The organism is Oryzisolibacter sp. LB2S (assembly GCF_040732315.1).
GTDB lineage: Bacteria > Pseudomonadota > Gammaproteobacteria > Burkholderiales > Burkholderiaceae_C > Alicycliphilus > Alicycliphilus soli.
Genome location: NZ_CP160388.1, coordinates 3,538,928 through 3,557,500, shown reverse-complemented (window position 1 = coordinate 3,557,500; position 18,573 = coordinate 3,538,928). Strand labels below are relative to the sequence as shown.

At 64.8% G+C, this 18,573-nt stretch carries 19 protein-coding genes and 2 rRNA genes (1 of these 21 running past the window's edge); 14 read left to right on the top strand and 7 right to left on the bottom strand.

The features are described from left to right. A 23S ribosomal RNA gene (locus ABUE11_RS16815) occupies positions 1-961 on the top strand (it extends 1,916 nt beyond the left edge of the window). Positions 962-1,082: 121 nt separating this feature from the next. Further along, positions 1,083-1,195, top strand: a 5S ribosomal RNA gene (gene rrf, locus ABUE11_RS16810). A 108-nt stretch (positions 1,196-1,303) separates the two neighbouring features. Here rrf and ABUE11_RS16805 read toward each other — a convergent pair. From ABUE11_RS16805 to ABUE11_RS16790, 4 genes are all read right to left on the bottom strand, one after another. Beyond that, positions 1,304-2,071 carry a class II glutamine amidotransferase gene (locus ABUE11_RS16805; RefSeq protein WP_367066544.1) on the bottom strand — a complete coding sequence of 256 codons (768 nt, stop codon included), beginning with the start codon at positions 2,069-2,071 and terminating at the stop codon, positions 1,304-1,306. An 18-nt stretch (positions 2,072-2,089) separates the two neighbouring features. Beyond that, on the bottom strand, positions 2,090-2,278 hold the full coding sequence (locus tag ABUE11_RS16800; RefSeq protein WP_367066543.1) for a 4-oxalocrotonate tautomerase: 189 nt from the start codon (positions 2,276-2,278) through the stop codon (positions 2,090-2,092). 32 nt (positions 2,279-2,310) lie between these two features. After that, the gene (locus ABUE11_RS16795) at positions 2,311-2,472 is read right to left on the bottom strand and encodes a cysteine-rich CWC family protein (RefSeq protein ID WP_367068853.1); all 162 of its coding nucleotides are present in this window, start codon (positions 2,470-2,472) and stop codon (positions 2,311-2,313) included. A 160-nt stretch (positions 2,473-2,632) separates the two neighbouring features. Beyond that, positions 2,633-4,831: a malate synthase G gene (locus ABUE11_RS16790; RefSeq protein WP_367066542.1), complete on the bottom strand. Its 2,199-nt coding sequence runs from the start codon at positions 4,829-4,831 to the stop codon at positions 2,633-2,635. A 237-nt stretch (positions 4,832-5,068) separates the two neighbouring features. Here ABUE11_RS16790 and ABUE11_RS16785 point away from each other — a divergent pair, with 237 nt between their 5' ends. Beyond that, entirely contained in the window at positions 5,069-6,022 is a 954-nt protein-coding gene (locus ABUE11_RS16785) for a LysR family transcriptional regulator (protein WP_367066541.1), read from the top strand. Between the two features lie 48 nt (positions 6,023-6,070). Next, on the top strand, positions 6,071-6,526 hold the full coding sequence (locus ABUE11_RS16780; RefSeq protein ID WP_367066540.1) for a DUF2214 family protein: 456 nt from the start codon (positions 6,071-6,073) through the stop codon (positions 6,524-6,526). A 57-nt stretch (positions 6,527-6,583) separates the two neighbouring features. Here the strand turns inward: ABUE11_RS16780 and ABUE11_RS16775 are convergent, their stop codons facing one another. After that, positions 6,584-6,919 carry a PsiF family protein gene (locus ABUE11_RS16775; protein ID WP_367066538.1) on the bottom strand — a complete coding sequence of 112 codons (336 nt, stop codon included), beginning with the start codon at positions 6,917-6,919 and terminating at the stop codon, positions 6,584-6,586. Between the two features lie 120 nt (positions 6,920-7,039). Between ABUE11_RS16775 and argS the strand changes: the two genes are divergently transcribed. The 7 genes from argS (at position 7,040) to ABUE11_RS16740 (ending at position 13,653) form a co-directional block, all read left to right on the top strand. Further along, on the top strand, positions 7,040-8,719 hold the full coding sequence (argS, locus tag ABUE11_RS16770; RefSeq protein ID WP_367066537.1) for an arginine--tRNA ligase: 1,680 nt from the start codon (positions 7,040-7,042) through the stop codon (positions 8,717-8,719). Positions 8,720-8,727: 8 nt separating this feature from the next. Further along, positions 8,728-9,384: an SPOR domain-containing protein gene (locus ABUE11_RS16765; protein ID WP_367066536.1), complete on the top strand. Its 657-nt coding sequence runs from the start codon at positions 8,728-8,730 to the stop codon at positions 9,382-9,384. Positions 9,385-9,443: 59 nt separating this feature from the next. Next, positions 9,444-10,076 carry a thiol:disulfide interchange protein DsbA/DsbL gene (locus ABUE11_RS16760; protein WP_367066535.1) on the top strand — a complete coding sequence of 211 codons (633 nt, stop codon included), beginning with the start codon at positions 9,444-9,446 and terminating at the stop codon, positions 10,074-10,076. 119 nt (positions 10,077-10,195) lie between these two features. Then, positions 10,196-10,831: a lipopolysaccharide transport periplasmic protein LptA gene (gene lptA, locus ABUE11_RS16755; RefSeq protein ID WP_367066534.1), complete on the top strand. Its 636-nt coding sequence runs from the start codon at positions 10,196-10,198 to the stop codon at positions 10,829-10,831. Between the two features lie 8 nt (positions 10,832-10,839). Beyond that, a complete protein-coding gene (gene lptB, locus ABUE11_RS16750; RefSeq protein WP_367066533.1) occupies positions 10,840-11,622 on the top strand; it encodes an LPS export ABC transporter ATP-binding protein in 783 nt (260 codons plus the stop codon). A gap of 46 nt (positions 11,623-11,668) precedes the next feature. Next, positions 11,669-13,201 carry an RNA polymerase factor sigma-54 gene (locus ABUE11_RS16745; RefSeq protein ID WP_367066532.1) on the top strand — a complete coding sequence of 511 codons (1,533 nt, stop codon included), beginning with the start codon at positions 11,669-11,671 and terminating at the stop codon, positions 13,199-13,201. 14 nt (positions 13,202-13,215) lie between these two features. Then, entirely contained in the window at positions 13,216-13,653 is a 438-nt protein-coding gene (locus ABUE11_RS16740) for a thioesterase family protein (RefSeq protein WP_367066530.1), read from the top strand. Positions 13,654-13,731: 78 nt separating this feature from the next. On the opposite strand, the gene ABUE11_RS16735 is transcribed toward ABUE11_RS16740, so the two are convergent. Beyond that, positions 13,732-14,415, bottom strand: coding sequence for a PEP-CTERM sorting domain-containing protein (locus ABUE11_RS16735; protein ID WP_367066529.1), 684 nt, complete (start codon positions 14,413-14,415; stop codon positions 13,732-13,734). A 213-nt stretch (positions 14,416-14,628) separates the two neighbouring features. On the opposite strand from ABUE11_RS16735, the gene ABUE11_RS16730 reads away from it, so the two are divergent. The 3 genes from ABUE11_RS16730 to ABUE11_RS16720 all read left to right on the top strand — a co-directional run bounded on the left by ABUE11_RS16730 (position 14,629) and on the right by ABUE11_RS16720 (position 17,656). Continuing rightward, entirely contained in the window at positions 14,629-15,906 is a 1,278-nt protein-coding gene (locus ABUE11_RS16730; protein WP_367066528.1) for a THUMP domain-containing protein, read from the top strand. Beyond that, positions 15,896-16,378 carry a putative toxin-antitoxin system toxin component, PIN family gene (locus ABUE11_RS16725; protein ID WP_367066527.1) on the top strand — a complete coding sequence of 161 codons (483 nt, stop codon included), beginning with the start codon at positions 15,896-15,898 and terminating at the stop codon, positions 16,376-16,378. The genes ABUE11_RS16730 and ABUE11_RS16725 overlap by 11 nt, the downstream gene beginning before the upstream one ends. A gap of 450 nt (positions 16,379-16,828) precedes the next feature. After that, on the top strand, positions 16,829-17,656 hold the full coding sequence (locus ABUE11_RS16720) for a UPF0149 family protein (RefSeq protein WP_367066526.1): 828 nt from the start codon (positions 16,829-16,831) through the stop codon (positions 17,654-17,656). A gap of 57 nt (positions 17,657-17,713) precedes the next feature. Here ABUE11_RS16720 and ABUE11_RS16715 read toward each other — a convergent pair whose 3' ends face one another. Then, on the bottom strand, positions 17,714-18,466 hold the full coding sequence (locus ABUE11_RS16715; RefSeq protein ID WP_367066524.1) for a PEP-CTERM sorting domain-containing protein: 753 nt from the start codon (positions 18,464-18,466) through the stop codon (positions 17,714-17,716). Between the last annotated feature and the right edge of the window lie 107 nt (positions 18,467-18,573).

Genomic DNA, 18,573 nt, shown 5'->3' with positions numbered 1-18,573 from the left:
TTGTCGGGTAAGTTCCGACCTGCACGAATGGCGTAACGATGGCCACACTGTCTCCTCCTGAGACTCAGCGAAGTTGAAATGTTTGTGATGATGCAATCTCCCCGCGGAAAGACGGAAAGACCCCATGAACCTTTACTGTAGCTTTGTATTGGACTTTGAACGGATCTGTGTAGGATAGGTGGGAGGCTTTGAAGTGAGGTCGCTAGATCTCATGGAGCCGACGTTGAAATACCACCCTGGTGCGTTTGAGGTTCTAACCCAGGTCCCTTATCGGGATCGGGGACAGTGCATGGTAGGCAGTTTGACTGGGGCGGTCTCCTCCCAAAGCGTAACGGAGGAGTTCGAAGGTACGCTAGTTACGGTCGGACATCGTGACGATAGTGCAATGGCATAAGCGTGCTTAACTGCGAGACTGACAAGTCGAGCAGATGCGAAAGCAGGACATAGTGATCCGGTGGTTCTGTATGGAAGGGCCATCGCTCAACGGATAAAAGGTACTCTGGGGATAACAGGCTGATACCGCCCAAGAGTTCATATCGACGGCGGTGTTTGGCACCTCGATGTCGGCTCATCTCATCCTGGGGCTGTAGTCGGTCCCAAGGGTATGGCTGTTCGCCATTTAAAGAGGTACGTGAGCTGGGTTTAAAACGTCGTGAGACAGTTTTGTCCCTATCTTCCGTGGGCGCTGCAGATTTGAGGAAGCCTGCTCCTAGTACGAGAGGACCGGAGTGGACACACCTCTGGTGTACCTGTTGTCACGCCAGTGGCATCGCAGGGTAGCTAAGTGTGGAAGAGATAACCGCTGAAAGCATCTAAGCGGGAAACTCGTTTCAAGATGAGATCTGCCGGGGCCTCGAGCCCCCTGAAGGGTCGTTGTAGACCACGACGTTGATAGGCTGGGTGTGGAAGTGCAGCAATGCATTAAGCTAACCAGTACTAATTGCCCGTGCGGCTTGACCCTATAACTTTGATCGTTCCAACGAACAAGGACTGTTGTGCCAAGCACGCAATCAAATTACCCCTGATTCCTGACTCTATGAATTCGCCAGGCAGTCCCATCGACTGCCCAGCACCAAGTTATGCCTGATGACCATAGCAAGTCGGTCCCACTCCTTCCCATCCCGAACAGGACAGTGAAACGACTTCGCGCCGATGATAGTGCGGGTCCCCGTGTGAAAGTAGGTCATCGTCAGGCTCTTACAGCCCAAACCGCCCTCCCGCTCCTACGAGTGGGAGGGCGTTTTGCTTTGTGACCAAAGAATAGAGGCGATCGGAGATCGCCGCGAGATTCAGACCCAAAGATTCAGGTGGCGAGGCAGGTACCGTCGACAAACACGCGCATTTCGCCGGACTCAAACGGTGTCCATGTCTCGTTGCTGGTCAGGGGCGAGGTGACTACCACGGCCACCTTGTCGTTGGGCGTGGTCTCGATGGAGAAGTCCACCTGCATATCCTCATCCGACAACTGGGCCTGCGAAAAGGGGTGGCGTCGCTCGATGTAATACAGGTGGGTGGATGCATGGGCCCACAGCGCCTGGCCATTGGACAACAGGAAATTGAAGGTTCCATGCGGTGCAATGCGGGCCGCAAGTTCACGCAGCGTCAGGGTGAGTTCTTCGATGCTGGGCATGCCGGCGTGCGACTTGGACAACTCCTGCATGAGCCAGCAGAACACATGTTCGCTGTCGGTGCTGCCCACCGGGTGGAAGTGGGCGTGCAGCCGTGGCCTGAAGTCCTTCAGATCGCCATTGTGCGCAAACACCCAGTAATGCCCCCAGAGCTCGCGCACAAAGGGGTGGCAGTTTTCCAGGCTGACGACGCCCTGCGTTGCCTTGCGGATATGGGCGATGACGTTGCGGCTCTTGATGGGGTAGCGGCGGATGAGCTCGGCCACGGGCGAGTCGAGTGCACGCTCATGGTCGACGAAATGGCGCAGGCCGCGCCCTTCAAAAAAGGCGATTCCCCAGCCATCCGTGTGGTCGGCGGTGTTGCCCGCGCGCTGCGCAAACCCCGTGAAGCTGAAGGTCACGTCGGTCGGCGTGTTGGCATTCATGCCCAGCAGCTGGCACATCTCGAGCCCCGAAAGTAACTACTTGCGATCGAGCCAGAGCTTGCCGCCCGTGGCCCAGTTCTCGCGCTTGACGTCGGTGATGAGGATGTCCACCGATTCGGGCGAGCCGCCGAGGATCTCCACCGTGATGCGAGTGATCTCTTCGGCCAACTTGCGTTTCTGCTCGATGGTGCGGCCTTCCATCATTTCGATGTGGTACGTGGGCATGGGTCTATCTCCAGGAGTTCAGGTGGGGTTCATCATATCGACTGGTGCGCCTGCTCTGGCACCGGCAAGGGGCGGGCACACTGCGGGCAGATGCATGCTTGGCCACGCTGCGCCTGCGGCAGCCGCTGCAACGCAGCCTGGGATACCGGCGTGCTCATGCACCAGCATTGGGCGGGATTCTTGCCATCCGCCATCGCGCAGCGGTTGGGCTGCTGGCAGAGTGGGCAGATGCTTGTGTCTGTCGCGGGCATGGTGTCGCATAAAAAGCAAAGGCACCCGAGGGTGCCTTTGCAGGGTCAATTCGGGCTTCAAGTCTTATACATCAAGCGCGAACAGCTATCAATAATGAAGTAATCAGGCTTGCTGTGCCTTCACCTTCAGGCGCCAGGCGTGCAGCAGGGGCTCGGTGTAGCCGCTGGGCTGCTCGACGCCCTTGAAGACCAGGTCGCATGCGGCCTGGTAGGCCATGGATTCGGCAAAGCGGCCGTGCATGCGCTGGTACAGCGGATCGCCACCGTTTTGCTGATCGACCTTGGCGGCCATGCGCTCGAAGGTGGCGCGCACCTGGCCCTCGCTGACGATGCCGTGCAGCAGCCAGTTGGCCACGTGCTGGCTGGAGATGCGCAGCGTGGCGCGGTCTTCCATCAGGCCGATGTCGTTGATGTCCGGCACCTTGGAGCAGCCGACGCCCTGATCCACCCAGCGCACCACATAGCCCAGAATGCCCTGAATGTTGTTGTCCAGCTCCTGCTGCTTCTCGATGTCCGTCCAGTTCGGCTTGCCGCTGACGGGCACCGTCAGCAGGCCGGTGAGCAGGTTGTCACGTTCGGCGTCGGCGTCGATCTTTTCCAGCTCGGCCTGGATGTCGGCCACCTTGACCTGGTGGTAGTGCAGCGCGTGCAGCGTTGCGCCCGTGGGGCTGGGCACCCATGCGGTGTTGGCACCGGCCTTGGGGTGGGCGATCTTCTGCTCCAGCATGGCCTTCATGAGGTCGGGCATGGCCCACATGCCCTTGCCGATCTGGGCCTTGCCACGCAGGCCCATGGACAGGCCAACGAGGACGTTGTTCCTCTCGTATGCCTGGATCCAGGCGCTGGTCTTCATGTCGCCCTTGCGGATCATGGGGCCGGCCTGCATGGCGGTGTGCATTTCATCGCCCGTGCGATCGAGGAAGCCGGTGTTGATGAAGGCCACGCGCGCCGGTGCGGCGGCGATGCAGGCCTTGAGGTTGACGGAGGTGCGGCGCTCCTCGTCCATGATGCCGAGCTTGACCGTGTTCTCGGCCAGGCCCAGCAGCTTTTCGACGCGGCCGAACAGCTCATTGGCAAAGGCCACCTCGACCGGGCCGTGCATCTTGGGCTTGACGATGTAGACGCTGCCGGTGCGGCTGTTCTTGATGCCCTTGGTTCCCAGACCCTTGAGGTCATGCACGGCGATGGCCGTGGTGAGCACCGCGTCCAGAATGCCCTCTGGAATCTCGCGCCCCTCGGAACCCCACAGAATGGCCGGATTTGTCATCAGATGACCGACGTTGCGCACAAAGAGCAGCGAACGCCCGTGTAGCGTCACCGGCTCGCCGTTGGCGCCGGTATAGACGCGGTCGGCGTTGAGGCCGCGCGTCATCTGCTTGCCGCCCTTCTCGAAGGTCTCGGTCAGCGTGCCGCGCAGAATGCCCAGCCAGTTGCTGTAGCCGGCGACCTTGTCCTCGGCGTCCACCGCGGCCACGGAGTCTTCCAGATCCAGAATGGTGGACAGCGCCGCCTCCAGAACCACATCGGCCACGCCGGCGGCGTCGCTCTTGCCGATGGCGGTGTTGCGATCGATGCGGATGTCGATATGCAGGCCGTTGTTGACGAGCAGCACGGAAGAGGGGGCACTCGCGTCGCCCTGATGGCCCACGAAGGCCGCGGCGTTCTTCAGGCCGGTGGTGGCGCCGCCCTTGAGCGTGACCACCAGCTTGCCGCCCTCGACGCGGTAACCGGTGGCGTCCTGGTGCGAACCGGAGGCCAGGGGAACGGACTGATCGAGGAAGTTGCGCGCAAATGCGATCACTTTGGCGCCGCGCACGGGGTTGTAGCCCTTGCCCTTCTCGGCACCGTCCTCCTCGCCGATGACATCCGTGCCATACAGCGCGTCGTACAGGGAGCCCCAGCGGGCGTTGGCGGCGTTCAGTGCGTAGCGGGCGTTGAGGATGGGCACCACGAGCTGCGGGCCGGCCTGAATGGCCAGTTCCGCATCGACATTCGCCGTGGTCGCCTTCACCCCCTGGGGCGGCTCGACCAGATAGCCGATGCGCGTGAGAAAGGCGCGGTAGCCGGCCATGTCGGTGATCGGGCCGGGGTTGGCCCTGTGCCAGGCGTCCAGCTCCTTCTGCAGACGGTCGCGTTCCGCGAGCAGTGCTGCGTTCTTCGGTGCCAGATCGGCGACGATGGCGTCAAAACCCTGCCAGAAGGCGGCCTGATCGATGCCGGTACCGGGCAACACCTGCTCGTTGACGAAGGCGTGCAGTTCGTTGGCCACCTGCAGGCCGTGGACGGGGGTGCGTGCGCTCATGTGAAATCCTCGGACAAAGAGTGAAGAAACGGCTGACTCGTAGCGTCGAGCCTTGCATGCCACTGTATTGCAAATGAATCCGGCAATAAACTAGGCGGATATCCATTTACCAATGACTTTTTTGCAAAAATAAGCACTATCCCCGACACGCTGTATCGTGTGGTCCGCGGATTTATCAAAAACAATAGCTGTCAGCGCTTTCTACAAAGGGGCTGCAACCATATTTGGCGAGGATTCATGGACAAGCTCAAGGCATTCGAATCCTTTGTCTCGGTGGCAACGCGGGGCAGCCTGACGGCGGCCGCGCGTGCCGAGGGGGTTGCGCCGGCCATCATGGGGCGGCGTCTGGATGCGCTCGAGGAGCATCTGGGCGTCAAGCTCCTGGTGCGCACCACGCGGCGCATCACGCTCACGCACGAGGGCAGCGCCTTTCTCGAGGATTGCCAGCGCCTGCTGGCCGATGTGGCCAATGCCGAGGCCAGTGTGTCAGCGGGCGGCGTCAAGGCCACCGGGCATTTGCGCGTCACGGCGCCCGCGGGTTTTGGCCGGCGCCATGTGGCGCCCCTGGTGCCGCGCTTTCGCGATCTGCACCCGGACGTCACGGTATCGCTCAATCTCAGCGATCGTGTCGTCGATCTGGCCGGCGAGGGCTTCGACTGCGCGGTGCGCGTGGGCGACCTCCCCGATTCGTCCCTGGTCAGCGTGCGCATGGCCGACAACCGCCGACTGTGCGTGGCCACGCCGCAATACCTGCAGCGCCGTGGGACGCCCATGCAGCCGGCGGACCTGGCGCAGCATGATTGTCTGACGCTGTCGAGCGATGCCTCGCAGACCCGTGGCTGGGCCTTTCGCGTGCCCGTCGAGGGGGGCGGCGAGGGTGCCACCGAGATCATCCACTTCAAGCCCAGCGGCCCGCTGGACTGCTCCGACGGCCAGGTGCTGCATGATTGGTGCCTGGGCGGGTGGGGCATTGCCTGGCGCAGCACCTGGGAGGTGGAGGCCGAGATCGCCGCTGGCCGGCTCGTTGCCGTGCTGGAGGACTATGCCGCACCGCCCAATGGCATCTACGTGGTCTTTCCGCAGCGCAAACACCTGCCGCTGCGCGTGCGGCTGTGGATCGAGTACCTGAGGCAACACTACGCCCAGGCGGCGTTCTGGGCCCGGTCTGTCGCCGCATTGGATGCCAATTAACCGTCAATTGACTTCAGATGGCGACGGTTGCCATCGAAAGGAATCTGCATGACCACCGAAGCCCTGCTGGCCTTTGCCCACATCATGGCCTTTCTGATGCTGGCCACCTTCATGACCAGCGAGACGGCGCTGTGCCGCAAGGAGTGGATTCACCCGGCCATCATTCACCGGCTGGTGCGCCTGAATGTGCTGACGCTGGTGTCGGGCGCCGTGGTGCTGGCGACGGGCCTGGCGCGTACCTGGTGGGGCGTCAAGGGGGCGCAGTGGTACTGGAGCCAGCCGCTGCTGCACGCCAAGGTGACGCTGCTGGTGCTGATGCTTGTGCTGGCCTTCATGGCCGGGCAGCGCTATCGGCGCTGGCGCCGCGATCTCGTCGCCGGTGGCAGCCTACCGCAGGCGCCGGCGCTGCAGGCCACGCGCCGGCTGGAGATGTGGGCGTCGCACCTGATGATCGTCGTCGTGCTGCTCGCGGTGTTTCTGGCGCGCGGCGTCGGCGTGCGCTGAAACAACAAGCCCCGCAGGCCGGGTGGCGCTGCGGGGCGTTGTCGGTGCGCCTGTGGATCAGGCGGCGGGCTTGGCCGACAGGCATTCCTTCATGAAGGCCTTGCGCTCATCGCCCTGCAGGTTCTTGGCCTTGGCGTCGGCGTTGCAGGTCTTCATCTTGTCCTGCTGCTTGGCCTGCTTGTTGCCGCTCAGGCATTCCTTCATGAAGGCCTTGCGCTCGTCGCCCTTGAGGTCCTTGGCCTTGGCGTCGGCATTGCAAGTCTTCATGCGCGTCTGCTGGGCAGTGGGCGTCTTGGTCTTGGCGGGCGCGGCGTCGGCCGGTGTGTCGGCCGCCTGGACGGAGAACGAGAGGGCCAGGCCTGTGGCGGCCAGCAGTGAAACAAGTCTCTTCATCTGATGCTCCTGCAAATGTCGATTGTGTGAATGCCCCGCTGCGCTCTGCCCTGCGGGACATACAGCATAACGTCCGGTCCCTGCCTGTCGATGACGGGGTGACCCGTAGAATCCGCCCCCATGCTCTCCGTCAAACAGCAATTGCTCGCGGCCCTGGCCGGCGAGCTGGAAAAACTCTCTCCCGGCGCCGGTGCGCGCGCTGCCTTTGAAAACCCCAAGGTCGCAGCCCATGGCGACCTGGCGTGCACCGCCGCCATGCAACTGGCCAAGCCGCTCAAGAGCAACCCGCGCGCGCTGGGCCAGCAGCTGCAGGCCGCGCTCGGCGGGACGCCGGCCTTCCAGCAATGGGTGGATGCCATCGAGATCGCCGGCCCCGGCTTTCTGAACATTCGCCTCAAGCCAGCCGCCAAGCAGCAGGTGGTGCGCGAGGTGCTATCCCAGCGCGAGCGCTTTGGCTCTCAGCCCGATCGAGGCGAAAAAATCCTCGTGGAGTTCGTCTCTGCCAATCCCACGGGGCCGCTGCATGTGGGCCATGGGCGCCAGGCGGCGCTCGGCGATGCGATCTGCAACCTGTATGCCAGCCAGGGCTGGAGCGTTCATCGCGAGTTCTATTACAACGACGCGGGCGTGCAGATTGAGACGCTGACCAAGAGCACCCAGCTGCGCGCCAAGGGTGTCAAGCCCGGTGATGCGGCCTGGCCCGAGGCCGCCTACAACGGCGACTACATCCAGGACATTGCCGACGCGTTTCTCGCCCGCGCCACGGTCAGCGCCGACGACCGCAGCTTCACGGCCAGCGGCGACGTGCAGGACGCGGACAACATCCGGCAATTTGCCGTGGCCTATTTGCGCAACGAGCAGGACAAGGACCTGCAGGCCTTTGCGCTGCGGTTCGACGAGTACTACCTCGAATCGAGCCTCTACACCAACGGCCATGTCGAAGAGACGGTGCAGCGCCTGATCGCCAGCGGTCATACCTATGAGCAGGACGGTGCGCTGTGGCTGCGCACCACCGACTTCGGCGACGACAAGGACCGCGTCATGCGCAAGAAGGAGGGCGGTTACACCTACTTCGTGCCCGACGTGGCCTACCACATCCAGAAGTGGAAGCGCGGCTTTGCCAAGGTCGTCAACATCCAGGGCACGGACCACCACGGCACCATCGCACGCGTGCGTGCCGGCCTGCAGGCGGCCGATGTGGGCATCCCCAAGGGCTATCCCGACTACGTGCTCCACACCATGGTGCGCGTGGTGCGTGGCGGCGAGGAGGTCAAGATCAGCAAGCGTGCGGGCAGCTACGTGACGCTGCGCGACCTGATCGAGTGGACCAGCAAGGACGCGGTGCGCTTCTTCCTGCTCTCGCGCAAGCCCGACACCGAATACACCTTCGACGTCGATCTGGCCGTGGCGCAGAACAACGACAACCCCGTGTACTACGTGCAGTACGCGCACGCGCGCATCTGCTCGGTGCTGCGCGGCTGGCGCGAGGACTACGACGTGGCCGAGCTCGCCGGCGTGGACCTGTCTGCGCTGCAGGGTGAACAGGCCCAGGCGCTGATGCTGCTGCTGGCCAAGTATCCCGACATGCTCACGGCCGCGGCCCAGGGCAACGCGCCGCACGATGTGAGCTTCTACCTGCGCGAGCTGGCCGCGGCCTACCACAGCTACTACGACGCGGAGCGCATCCTCGTCGATGACGAGGCCGTCAGGCTCGCCCGCCTGGCGCTGGTCGCCGCCACGGCGCAGGTATTGCAAAATGGCCTGGCGGTGCTGGGCGTGTCCGCGCCGGCCAGAATGTAAGAGTGCATATGAAAAAACAGCAACGCGGCGGCACGGCCGTGGGCTTCATCCTCGGGGTGATCGTCGGGCTTGGGGCCGCCCTGGCCGTGGCCGTCTACGTGACCAAGGTGCCCGTCCCCTTCCTGAACAAGAATGGCGTGCGCGTGCCGGGGCAGGATGCCGCCGAAGCCAAGCGCAACCAGAACTGGGACCCGAACGCGCCGTTGTACGGCAAGAACCCGGCCAGGCCCGTCACGCCGGAGCCTCCGGCGCCGGAGGCTCCTGCCACGAGTCCCTCGGCCGCTTCGGCCACACCCGAGACGCCGACGGCAGCGGCTCCGGCCGCATCGGTGCCGAACGCCCGCAAGGAGACCGCAGCCCCGTCTGCCGACCCGCTCGGCGATCTGGCGCGCGCCAAGTCCCGGGAGGCGCCCGCCGTGACCGCCGATCCGTTCGAGTACTTCGTCCAGGCCGGCGCGTTCCGCACCCAGCAGGATGCCGATGCCCAGCGTGCCAAGCTCGCCATGCTGGGCTGGGAGGCGCGCGTGAGCGAGCGCGAGGCCAATGGCCGCACGGTGTTCAGGGTGCGCATAGGCCCGTTCGGCAAGCGCGACGATGCCGAATCGCTCAAGCAGAAGCTTGACGGCGCAGGCGTCGATTCGGCCTTGGTGCGCGTGCAGCGCTGAACTTTTGTCCCCGCCCTGGCTCACATGCAGCCATACCGTCCCAGGAGTGTTGACCATCCATGAAACGCCGTGAGTTTTCCCTCTCCGCCGCCGCGCTGGCCGCCGGTGGCCTGTCTCTGCCCGCCCTGGCCCAGCCCCGTGAGGGCAAGGACTTCCGCAGGCTGGCCAAGCCCGCCCCCAGCGAGGCGCCCACGGGCAAGATCGAGGTGGTGGAGTTCTTTGGCTATTTCTGCCCGCATTGCAACTCGTTCGAGCCCATGCTCAATGCCTGGGCCAAGAAGCTGCCCGCAGATGTGGTCTTTCACCATGTGCCGGTGAACTTCAACGCCAAGACCGTGCCCATGCAAAAGCTCTACTACACGCTGGAGGGCCTGGGCAAGCTCGACACCCTGCACAGCCAGGCATTCCGTTACATCCATGTGGAGCGCAAGCCGCTGCAGGAGGACGCGCAGATCTTCGCCTGGGCCAACGCCCAGGGGCTGGACATGACCAAGTTCAAGGAGATGTACAACTCGTTTGGAGTGGCCAACCAGGTGCGCAAGGCCACGCAGCTGCAGCAGGCCTATGACGTCGAGGGCGTGCCCGCCATGGGGGTGGCCGGGCGCTACTACGTCGACGGCACCATGGCCGGCAGCATGGACAACGTGCTGCGCATCGTCGATCAGCTGGTTGCGCAGGTGCGCAAGGGTTGAAGTCGCTGCCGCCAGGTACCGCGGAGCGCGCCCCTCGGGCGCGCTTTTTTTTGGTCCTGCCGTCGCGACGGCGCGGGAACGCGGGGTCGTCAGTACAATGATCGCAAGAATCGTGCCCTATGAAAATCCGACCGTCCTCCCTCCTTTTGTATGGCGCCCTGGCGCTGGCCTGTCTGCCTGCGGCGCATGCCGAGAAGGCTGACCGGGGAAAGCCCATGAACATCGAGGCCGATGCGCTGCGCCACGATGAGCTCAAGCAGACCAGCGTGTTCACCGGCCATGTGGTCATGACCAAGGGCACCATCGTGCTGCGCGGCGCGCAGCTGGAGGTGCGTCAGGATCCCGAGGGCTATCAGCATGGCGTGGTGACGGCCGAGCCGGGCAAGCGCGCCTTCTTCCGCCAGAAGCGCGACACGCCGCCGGGCGCGCCCGATGAATATGTCGAGGGCGAGGGCGAGGTCATCGAGTACGACGGCCGTACCGACATCGTCAAGCTCATCCGCCGTGCCGAGCTGCGCCGCTACCGCGAGGCCACGCTGGCCGACGAGCTGACGGGGGCGCTCATCGTCTACAACAACATCACCGACGTCTTCACCGTGGATGGCCAGAAGGCCACGCCGGGCGGCGACAGGAACGGCGCCTCCGGTGGCCGCGTGCGTGCGGTGCTGGCACCCAAGGAGCAGCCGCCGGCCGCGCCGGCGCCCGCCGAGCCACCCGCGCTGCGCGCCACCCCCAGCCTGGGTGACGGCAAGTGAGCGCGGCCATGGACGAGACGCGTGTTCGCGCCGCCGCCACTGCCAACGGCGGCAGCCGGCTGGAGGCACTGCACCTGCAGAAGTCCTACGGCAGCCGCAAGGTGGTCAAGGATGTGTCGCTGGTCGTGCAAAAGGGCGAGGTCGTGGGGCTGCTCGGCCCCAATGGCGCGGGCAAGACCACCTCGTTCTACATGATCGTGGGCCTAGTGCGCAGTGACGGCGGCGACATCCGCATCGACGGCCAGTCGGTGGCCAACATGCCCATACACCGGCGCTCGCGCCTGGGTCTGTCCTATCTGCCGCAGGAGGCCTCGATCTTTCGCAAGCTCAACGTCGAGGACAACGTGCGTGCCGTGCTCGAGCTGCAGACCGATGCCTCCGGCAAGCCCCTGGCGCGCGACGAGATCGAGCGCCAGCTCACCGGCCTGCTGCAGGAGCTGCGCGTGGAGCATCTGCGCCAGTCGCCGGCCCTGGCGCTCTCGGGTGGTGAGCGCCGGCGCGTGGAGATCGCGCGCGCCCTGGCCACACAGCCGCGCTTCATCCTGCTCGACGAGCCCTTTGCCGGCATCGACCCCATTGCCGTGATCGAGATCCAGCGCATCATCGGCTTTCTCAAGGAGCGCGGCATCGGCGTCCTGATCACCGACCACAACGTGCGCGAGACCCTGGGCATTTGCGATCACGCCTTCATCATCAGCGAGGGACGGGTGCTCGCGCAGGGCACGCCGTCGGACATCGTGGACAACGCGGAAGTGCGCCGGGTCTACCTCGGCGAGCATTTCCGCATGTGAGCGGGATGCAGGCATGTGACACGGGGCATGGAGTGAAAGAGAGGGCATGAAACCGAATCTGTCGCTGCGTGTCTCGCAGCATCTGGCGCTCACGCCGCAGCTGCAGCAGTCCATTCGCCTGCTGCAGCTGTCCACGCTGGAGCTGGCCCAGGAGGTCGAGCAGATGCTGGACGAGAACCCGTTTCTCGAGCTCTCGTCCGACGACGGGGCGCCCGAGCCCGACCCTCAGGCCCCTGCTGATGCTACATATTCAGAAGCTACCAACGCTGACCAGATAAGCGCTGGAGACGAAAATGACGTGGAAACTCCGGCCGTCGATACGCCCGACGACTGGGAGGGCGACGGCAGCATGGACGCGGCCGTCGAAGACGGCGAATGGGGCGGCGATGGCACGGTGCGCAGCGGCTCCGGCGCCGATGAGGACGAGGCCGACGCCGCCGACCTGGCGCGCAGCCACGAGTCGCTGACCGACTACCTGCACCGCCAGGCCCTGTCGCTGCGCCTGTCCGAGCTCGACCGCGCTGCGCTGCGCTTTCTCATCGAATCGCTGAACGACGACGGCTACCTGGAAGACACGCTGGAGTCGCTGGCCGTGGGCCTGGCCGGAGCCGACGATGCCGAGCAGCTCGACGAGCTGGTGCACCGCTTCACCGTCGCCCTGGGTCTGCTGCAAAGCCTGGAGCCCACCGGCGTGGGCGCGCGCGATCTCGCCGAATGCCTGACGCTGCAGCTGCACGCCATGAACCTCCACGAGGAGGGCGACCCGGCCGTGGTGGAGGCGGCGCTGCGCATCTGCCGCCAGCCGCTGGACCTGCTGGCCAAGCGCGACCTGCGCCGCCTCAGTCAGCTGTGCGCGACCGGCGAGGAGGACACGCGCCAGGCCATGGCGCTGATCGCGCGGCTGGAGCCGCGCCCGGGCCGGCGCTTTGCCGACGTGGAGCGCAATGCCATCGTGCCCGACGTGATCGTCCGAAAGACCGGACGCGGCGCGCAGCAGAGCTTCAGCGTGCAGCTCAATCCCGACGTCATGCCGCGGCTGCGCGTGCACGACATCTATGCCAGTGCCCTGCGCGGTGGTCGGGGCGGTGAGGGCCATCAGGCGCTGCAGGCGCGACTGCAGGAGGCGCGCTGGTTCATCAAGAACATTCAGCAGCGCTTTGACACCATATTGCGCGTCTCGCGCGCCATCGTGGAGCGGCAGAAGAACTTCTTCGTGCATGGCGAGCTGGCCATGCGCCCGATGGTGCTGCGCGAGATCGCAGACGAGCTCGGCCTGCACGAATCGACCATCTCGCGCGTGACCACGGCCAAGTACATGGCCACGCCCCAGGGCACGTTCGAGCTCAAGTATTTCTTCGGCTCGGGTCTGGGAACGGAGACCGGCGGCAACGCATCGAGCACGGCGGTGCGTGCACTCATCAAGCAGTTCGTCGCGGCGGAGGACGCGCGCAAGCCGCTGTCGGACAACCAGATCGCCGAGATGCTCAAGGAGCAGGGCATCGAGTGCGCACGCCGCACCGTGGCCAAGTACCGCGAGGCGCTCAAGATCGCGCCGGCCAATCTGCGCAAGGCGCTCTGACAACGAAAGGCCACATGGCACGCATCATTTTCGAACTTCCGGCTTCGTTCGGCTTCTGCACCGAACTGCAGGTCTACATCAGCCATGTCAACCAGGGCGGACATCTGGACAACGCACAGCTGCTCAGCCTCGTGTCGGAGGCGCGCGTGCGCTTCTTTCGCTCGCTGGGCTACACCGAGGGCAATGTGCAGGGCCTGGCCACCGTCGTCGGCGACATGCTGGCGCAGTACAAGTCCGAGGCCTTCCATGGAGAGACCCTGCGTGTGGAGATGACGCCCCAGGACTTCAACCGCTATGGCTTCGACCTGGTGTTCCGCATGACCGAGGTGTCCGCGGGCCGCGAGGTGGCGCGCGGCAAGACCGGCATCGTCTTCATCGACCGCGTGGGGCGCAAGCCCGCACCGATTCCCGACTCGGTGCGCGAACTGCTCCTGGCCGTGGCGGCCCGCTGACCCAGGGCAGGAGCGCCAGACGCATGGCGAGCTGCGGGGGATGGGCCCCGCTTCTGCATGGTGACGCTGCGGGGGCGCTCAGACTCTCCGCCTCTTGGCCGCACCGCTGCGCTTCGCAAGTACGAGGCCGAAAAGCGCTGTGCCGAGCAACGCCAGTGACGCCGGCTCGGGGACTGGTCGTGCCATGTCGACGACGATGTCATCGATAAGGAATTCAGGGATGTCACCGTCCCCTTGGGCCGTGAAAACCACGGACACGAGATCGGTGAACGACGCGGGAAGAACGAACAGACTCCAGTCGTACGGCGCCTCTGAATCCAGCACAACCGAGGTGAACACCGTCCCGCCACCGACGAGATGGCCGACTATGTCGATGCCGAACGCAACGCTGTAGTCGATCACCGGTAGCGACGGTTCATAGTTTTCCGTTCTGCCGCCGGCATAGAAGGAGGACAGCGAAAAGCTGCTGCCGTCGCTTTTCGTCATGGTCAGGATGGATCGCTCGTCGGTATTGATCAGAGCCGCCGATGTATTGCTCTGCAGTATCCCTGGGTTGCATACATAGAGAAAGGGAGTGGCAACGGGATCGGCCGGATTGCCGGTGAAGGTGAATCCACGGCTGTCTAGCGACAGACCGACATAGTTGCAATCGCCGCCACCCAAGGGCACGTCCTCAAAATCTATGACCGCCGCTTGAGCCATGCCTGCAACACTGAGCAGCAACCAAGTGACGGCGCTTGCAAGGATTGAGCAGCACTTCATGATAGGCCTCCATGTCCAGGTGAATGGATCACAAGCAGTTTGCATGCCGCACATGTAAGTCTTTGATTTGCTTGACTTCTGCTCCGCCCGGGTGTGACGGATGTAAAAAAAACCGACGGATGACGGCCGCGGACGTTCCATGGCAGCGCAAGCCGAGCGAAGAATGGCGCGTGCGCCTGGACGGAAGGCCATCCCTTATGCTTGGCGGGCTCTATGAACACCCTGCAACTATTCCTGCCCTGCGCCGCCGGCGTCGAGGGCTTTCTGGCCGACGAGGTGCATGCGCTCACGGGTCTGACCGGTCAGGATCTGCTCGTCGGCCGTGCCGGTGTGCTGCTGCGCAGCAGCTGGCGTGATGCGCTGCGGCTGAACCTCCACAGCCGCCTGGCCCAGCGCGTGCTGGTGCAACTGGCCGAGAGGCCATACCGCAGCGAGGACGACATCTACGCCCTCGCGGCCAGCGTGGCCTGGGAGATCTGGTTCACCCCGCGCCAGAGCTTCAAGGTGGAGGTCACGGCCCAGCACAGCCCGCTCAAGAGCCTGAACTTCGCCGCGCTGCGCGTGAAGGACGCAGTGGCCGACCGCTTTCGCGCCAAGGCGGGAAGCCGCCCCGACGTCGAGACGCGCTGGCCCGATGTGCGCGTCCATCTGCACCTCACGCGCGAACAGGCCACGGTCTACATCGACACCTCGGGCGAGCCGCTGTTCAAGCGTGGCTGGCGCGAGGACAAGGGCGACGCGCCGCTCAAGGAGACCCTGGCCGCGGCCATGATCGCCGCCACGGGCTGGAACCCGCATGGCGACACGCCCCTGCCGCTGTACGACCCCTGTTGCGGCAGCGGCACCGTGGTCATCGAGGCCGCGCAGATCGCCTGCCGCATGGCGCCGGGCCTGCGGCGCCGCTTTGCGTTCGAGAGGCTGCTGCCCTACCAGTCCCATGTCTGGTCTGCTATCAAAGAAGAAGCTGCCAACGCCGTCGTTGCGCCGCCTGTGCCCATTTTTGGCAGTGACGTATCGCACCGCATGGTGGACTTTGCTCAGCGCAACGCCGAGCGCGCCGGCGTGGCCGCGGCCGTGCAGCTGCGCGGCGGCGACGCGCTGCAGCGCATGCCGCCCTGCGAGCTCCCCGGCGTGATGCTGCTCAACCCGCCCTATGGCGAGCGCATTGCCGCGGCCGGCAGCCATGGGCGCAAGGCCGGCGAGCGCATGGCCCAGGTGCAGCGCGCCGGGCGCGAGAGCGCGCAGACCGAGGACGGTGTGGACTTCTTCGCCCAACTGGCCGCGCACTGGAAGAAGAACTACGCCGGCTGGCAGGCCTGGCTGCTCACCCCCGACCTCAAGCTGCCCTCCAAGATGCGCCTGAAGGAATCGCGCCGCGTACCGCTGTGGAACGGCCCCATCGAATGCCGCATGTTCCGCTTCGACCTGGTGGCGGGCTCGGTGCGGACGCGTCCTGCCGCAGACACCGCCGGGCCGAGCCATGCGGCCTGAGCTGCGCCTGCCGCCGCAGGCGGCCGAGGGCGAGGCGGCGCGCCCCGTGGTGCTCGACACCAACATCGTGCTCGACCTGCTGCTGTTTGCCGACCCGGCCGTCGCGGCCGTGCGCGAGCTGCTGGAGAAGCGGCGGCTGGGCTGGGTGGCCACTCAGCCCATGCGCGACGAACTGGAACATGTGCTTCGCTACCCCCACCTGCAGCCGCGCATGCAGTACTACGGCGTGACGGCGCCGCAGATCCTGGCCGCGTTTGATGCCGCAAGCCGCCTGGTGGATGTGGCCACGCGCGCGCCCTATGCCTGCAAGGATGGGGATGACCAGAAATTCATCGACCTGGCTGCGGCGCACCGCGCCATCCTGGTGTCCAAGGACAAGGCCGTGCTTTGCATGCGAAAACGGCTTTTGAGGCTGGATGTACAAGCGGTGAGCACTATTGTTTTTGATGAGTCCGCCGCGTGCGCGGGGTGAGAGCCATATGTCAAGACCGTACTTGCCTGTTGCGATGCAGCATGATTTTTGATTGTGGTTTATACTTAGAACTAAGGGTTAACACCTAGTGGTTAACCCCTGTGTAGGAGGGCGCTTGAGATGCGCGCCGCCATGCGCCGGATGAGCATCTCACACAGGAAGCACCATGCGCAAAGCCATTCACTTCGTCCTCGAGTTCATCAGGGAAGCCCGCGAGGCCCATCTGGCCATCGCCAGCCAGTAATGCGGGCGGCCCTCTGCGGCCCGCATTGCAAAAGCTCACGCCCCATTGCCGTCGGCATGGGGCGTTGCCTTTTCTGGGTCGGCCAAAAACCGCGGCAAACCATTGAGGATAAAGGGCAGACAGCTACTTAAACCATAGTGATTTGGGGGCTGGCGCTACACTGGCGCTTCATCACCTGTTCGTCGCAACGCGAAAGCCGCACCACCATGACCACCGCCGACTCCACCACCCACGACGCGAACCGCCCGGCCCTGGGCCCCGATGAACTCGACGAGCTTGACGCGTTGCTCGACGAGCTGCGCACGCGCGAGGAGGACGTGCCGCAGTGGGAGTTCTGCGACGGCTTCCTCACCGCCCTGGTCTGCACGCGCCGCAACGTGACGGCGGCCGAATGGCTACCCATGCTGCTGGGCGACGGCCTGGCGCTCGAGGTGGCCGCGGGCGCGCCGCTGCCGCTCGTGCCCACGTTCAGGGATCTGGCGCAGCAGGAGCGCTTTCTGGCGCTGTGGGAGCTGCGCCGCGCCGAGGTGGCGGCCCAGCTCGACGCAAAGGTCGAATCGCTGGACGAGGATGAGGCCTTTCAGCCCGAGGTCATCGACATGCGTGGTGCCATCGCCAGCCTGACCGAGGAAGAGCGCGCCGAGATGGCGGGGCAGGAGATCCCCTCGTTCGGCCAGGTCTGGGCGTTGGGCTTCATGTTCGCTGTGGAGAACTGGCCCGAGGACTGGGCCGCGCCGCGCGACAAGGAGGCCGCACGGTGGCTGGACGACGCGCTCGAGTCCATCGTCGCGCTGACCGAGGACGACACCGGCAAGCCCACGGTCTGCATGTACGCCGAGGACGGCCCGCCCAGCACCAGCCAGGAGCGCCTGGAGGTCTTTGGCGAGGCCATCTGGGCCGTCTACGACCTGCGCCAGCTCTGGCGCAGCCTGGGCCCGCGCGTGGAAACCGTCGTCCGCGGCGACCAGCCCGGCCGCAACGACCCCTGCCCCTGCGGCAGCGGCAAGAAGTACAAGAAATGCTGCGGCGCGTGAGCGGCGCCGCCCCACGCCCCGACTCCTGTGGGGCGAGGCCGGCGCGGCTGGCTTGGGTCAGGCCTTGCGCCGACGGCTGACGGCCAGCCCGCCGAGCGCCAGACCGACGAGGGCCAGCGACGCGGGCTCGGGAATCGGCGTGCCGGAGGTGTTCTCGTAGTAGCCGACCGTGTGGTTGTCCGACTCGTAGCCGCCGACGGCCGGACTCTCCAGGAAACGCACGCGGTCAAAGCCCAGGCCGCTTTGGTCGTAGAAATTCAGGAATACATAGGGCTGCGATGCATTCGCACCCGTCGCCGGGTTGCCGCAGTATGGGCTGCTCGGGCAGTTGCCCGTCAGTGCCAGGACCTGTGCAGGATCGAAGCTGAACAGCAGCGAGCTGCCGCGGTAGAACTCGACCTGATTGCCGTTGTCGAGTGCCGACAGCCAGTAGCCGAAGTAGGTCACAGGAACCGGATTGCTCGAGGAGTCCTGGGCTGCCAGTGTCAGCTCATAGGGTGAGGCACCAAAGGCCACCGCGTAGTTGCCCGTGTTGCCGGCGCCGCCCCATTGATCAGCCGGCAGGATTTGCACGGATTGGTAGGTGCCGGTGATCGTCGTCGTGCCGCCAGAGGTGCCGAAGTCTGTCGTGAAGGTCTGGTTGGTGCCTACGGTGCGCGTGTCGAAGGTCTCCACACCGTGGTAGGTGAAGCCACTGGTGGAGTTGGCGACGCCCGGTGCCTCATAGGTCACCAGAAAGCTGGCATGTGCCGAAGCAGCGGCCAGGCCCAGGGCGGCTGCGGAAAAAAGAGTCTTGTGCAGTGTGATCATTGTTTCCCTCGTAGTGGTTTCATGGGCAACACGGTGCCTGAAACCGGAGAAGCAATATGCGTGCCGCCAATGATCTTCAGAGGGAGCCGCGCGCCTCGTACTCGATA

Excerpts from the sequence above, each read along its gene's own strand:
- ABUE11_RS16720 (WP_367066526.1), top strand. The coding sequence starts at position 16,829 with ATGACCACCGCCGACTCCACCACCCACGACGCGAACCGCCCGGCCCTG.
- ABUE11_RS16765 (WP_367066536.1), top strand. The coding sequence starts at position 8,728 with ATGAAAAAACAGCAACGCGGCGGCACGGCCGTGGGCTTCATCCTCGGG.
- ABUE11_RS16760 (WP_367066535.1), top strand. The coding sequence starts at position 9,444 with ATGAAACGCCGTGAGTTTTCCCTCTCCGCCGCCGCGCTGGCCGCCGGT.
- ABUE11_RS16780 (WP_367066540.1), top strand. The coding sequence starts at position 6,071 with ATGACCACCGAAGCCCTGCTGGCCTTTGCCCACATCATGGCCTTTCTG.
- ABUE11_RS16730 (WP_367066528.1), top strand. The coding sequence starts at position 14,629 with ATGAACACCCTGCAACTATTCCTGCCCTGCGCCGCCGGCGTCGAGGGC.
- ABUE11_RS16805 (WP_367066544.1), bottom strand. The coding sequence starts at position 2,071 with ATGTGCCAGCTGCTGGGCATGAATGCCAACACGCCGACCGACGTGACC.
- argS (WP_367066537.1), top strand. The coding sequence starts at position 7,040 with ATGCTCTCCGTCAAACAGCAATTGCTCGCGGCCCTGGCCGGCGAGCTG.
- ABUE11_RS16790 (WP_367066542.1), bottom strand. The coding sequence starts at position 4,831 with ATGAGCGCACGCACCCCCGTCCACGGCCTGCAGGTGGCCAACGAACTG.
- ABUE11_RS16735 (WP_367066529.1), bottom strand. The coding sequence starts at position 14,415 with ATGAAGTGCTGCTCAATCCTTGCAAGCGCCGTCACTTGGTTGCTGCTC.
- ABUE11_RS16745 (WP_367066532.1), top strand. The coding sequence starts at position 11,669 with ATGAAACCGAATCTGTCGCTGCGTGTCTCGCAGCATCTGGCGCTCACG.
- ABUE11_RS16800 (WP_367066543.1), bottom strand. The coding sequence starts at position 2,278 with ATGCCCACGTACCACATCGAAATGATGGAAGGCCGCACCATCGAGCAG.
- lptA (WP_367066534.1), top strand. The coding sequence starts at position 10,196 with ATGAAAATCCGACCGTCCTCCCTCCTTTTGTATGGCGCCCTGGCGCTG.
- ABUE11_RS16785 (WP_367066541.1), top strand. The coding sequence starts at position 5,069 with ATGGACAAGCTCAAGGCATTCGAATCCTTTGTCTCGGTGGCAACGCGG.
- ABUE11_RS16795 (WP_367068853.1), bottom strand. The coding sequence starts at position 2,472 with ATGGCGGATGGCAAGAATCCCGCCCAATGCTGGTGCATGAGCACGCCG.
- ABUE11_RS16725 (WP_367066527.1), top strand. The coding sequence starts at position 15,896 with ATGCGGCCTGAGCTGCGCCTGCCGCCGCAGGCGGCCGAGGGCGAGGCG.
- ABUE11_RS16775 (WP_367066538.1), bottom strand. The coding sequence starts at position 6,919 with ATGAAGAGACTTGTTTCACTGCTGGCCGCCACAGGCCTGGCCCTCTCG.
- ABUE11_RS16715 (WP_367066524.1), bottom strand. The coding sequence starts at position 18,466 with ATGATCACACTGCACAAGACTCTTTTTTCCGCAGCCGCCCTGGGCCTG.
- lptB (WP_367066533.1), top strand. The coding sequence starts at position 10,840 with ATGGACGAGACGCGTGTTCGCGCCGCCGCCACTGCCAACGGCGGCAGC.
- ABUE11_RS16740 (WP_367066530.1), top strand. The coding sequence starts at position 13,216 with ATGGCACGCATCATTTTCGAACTTCCGGCTTCGTTCGGCTTCTGCACC.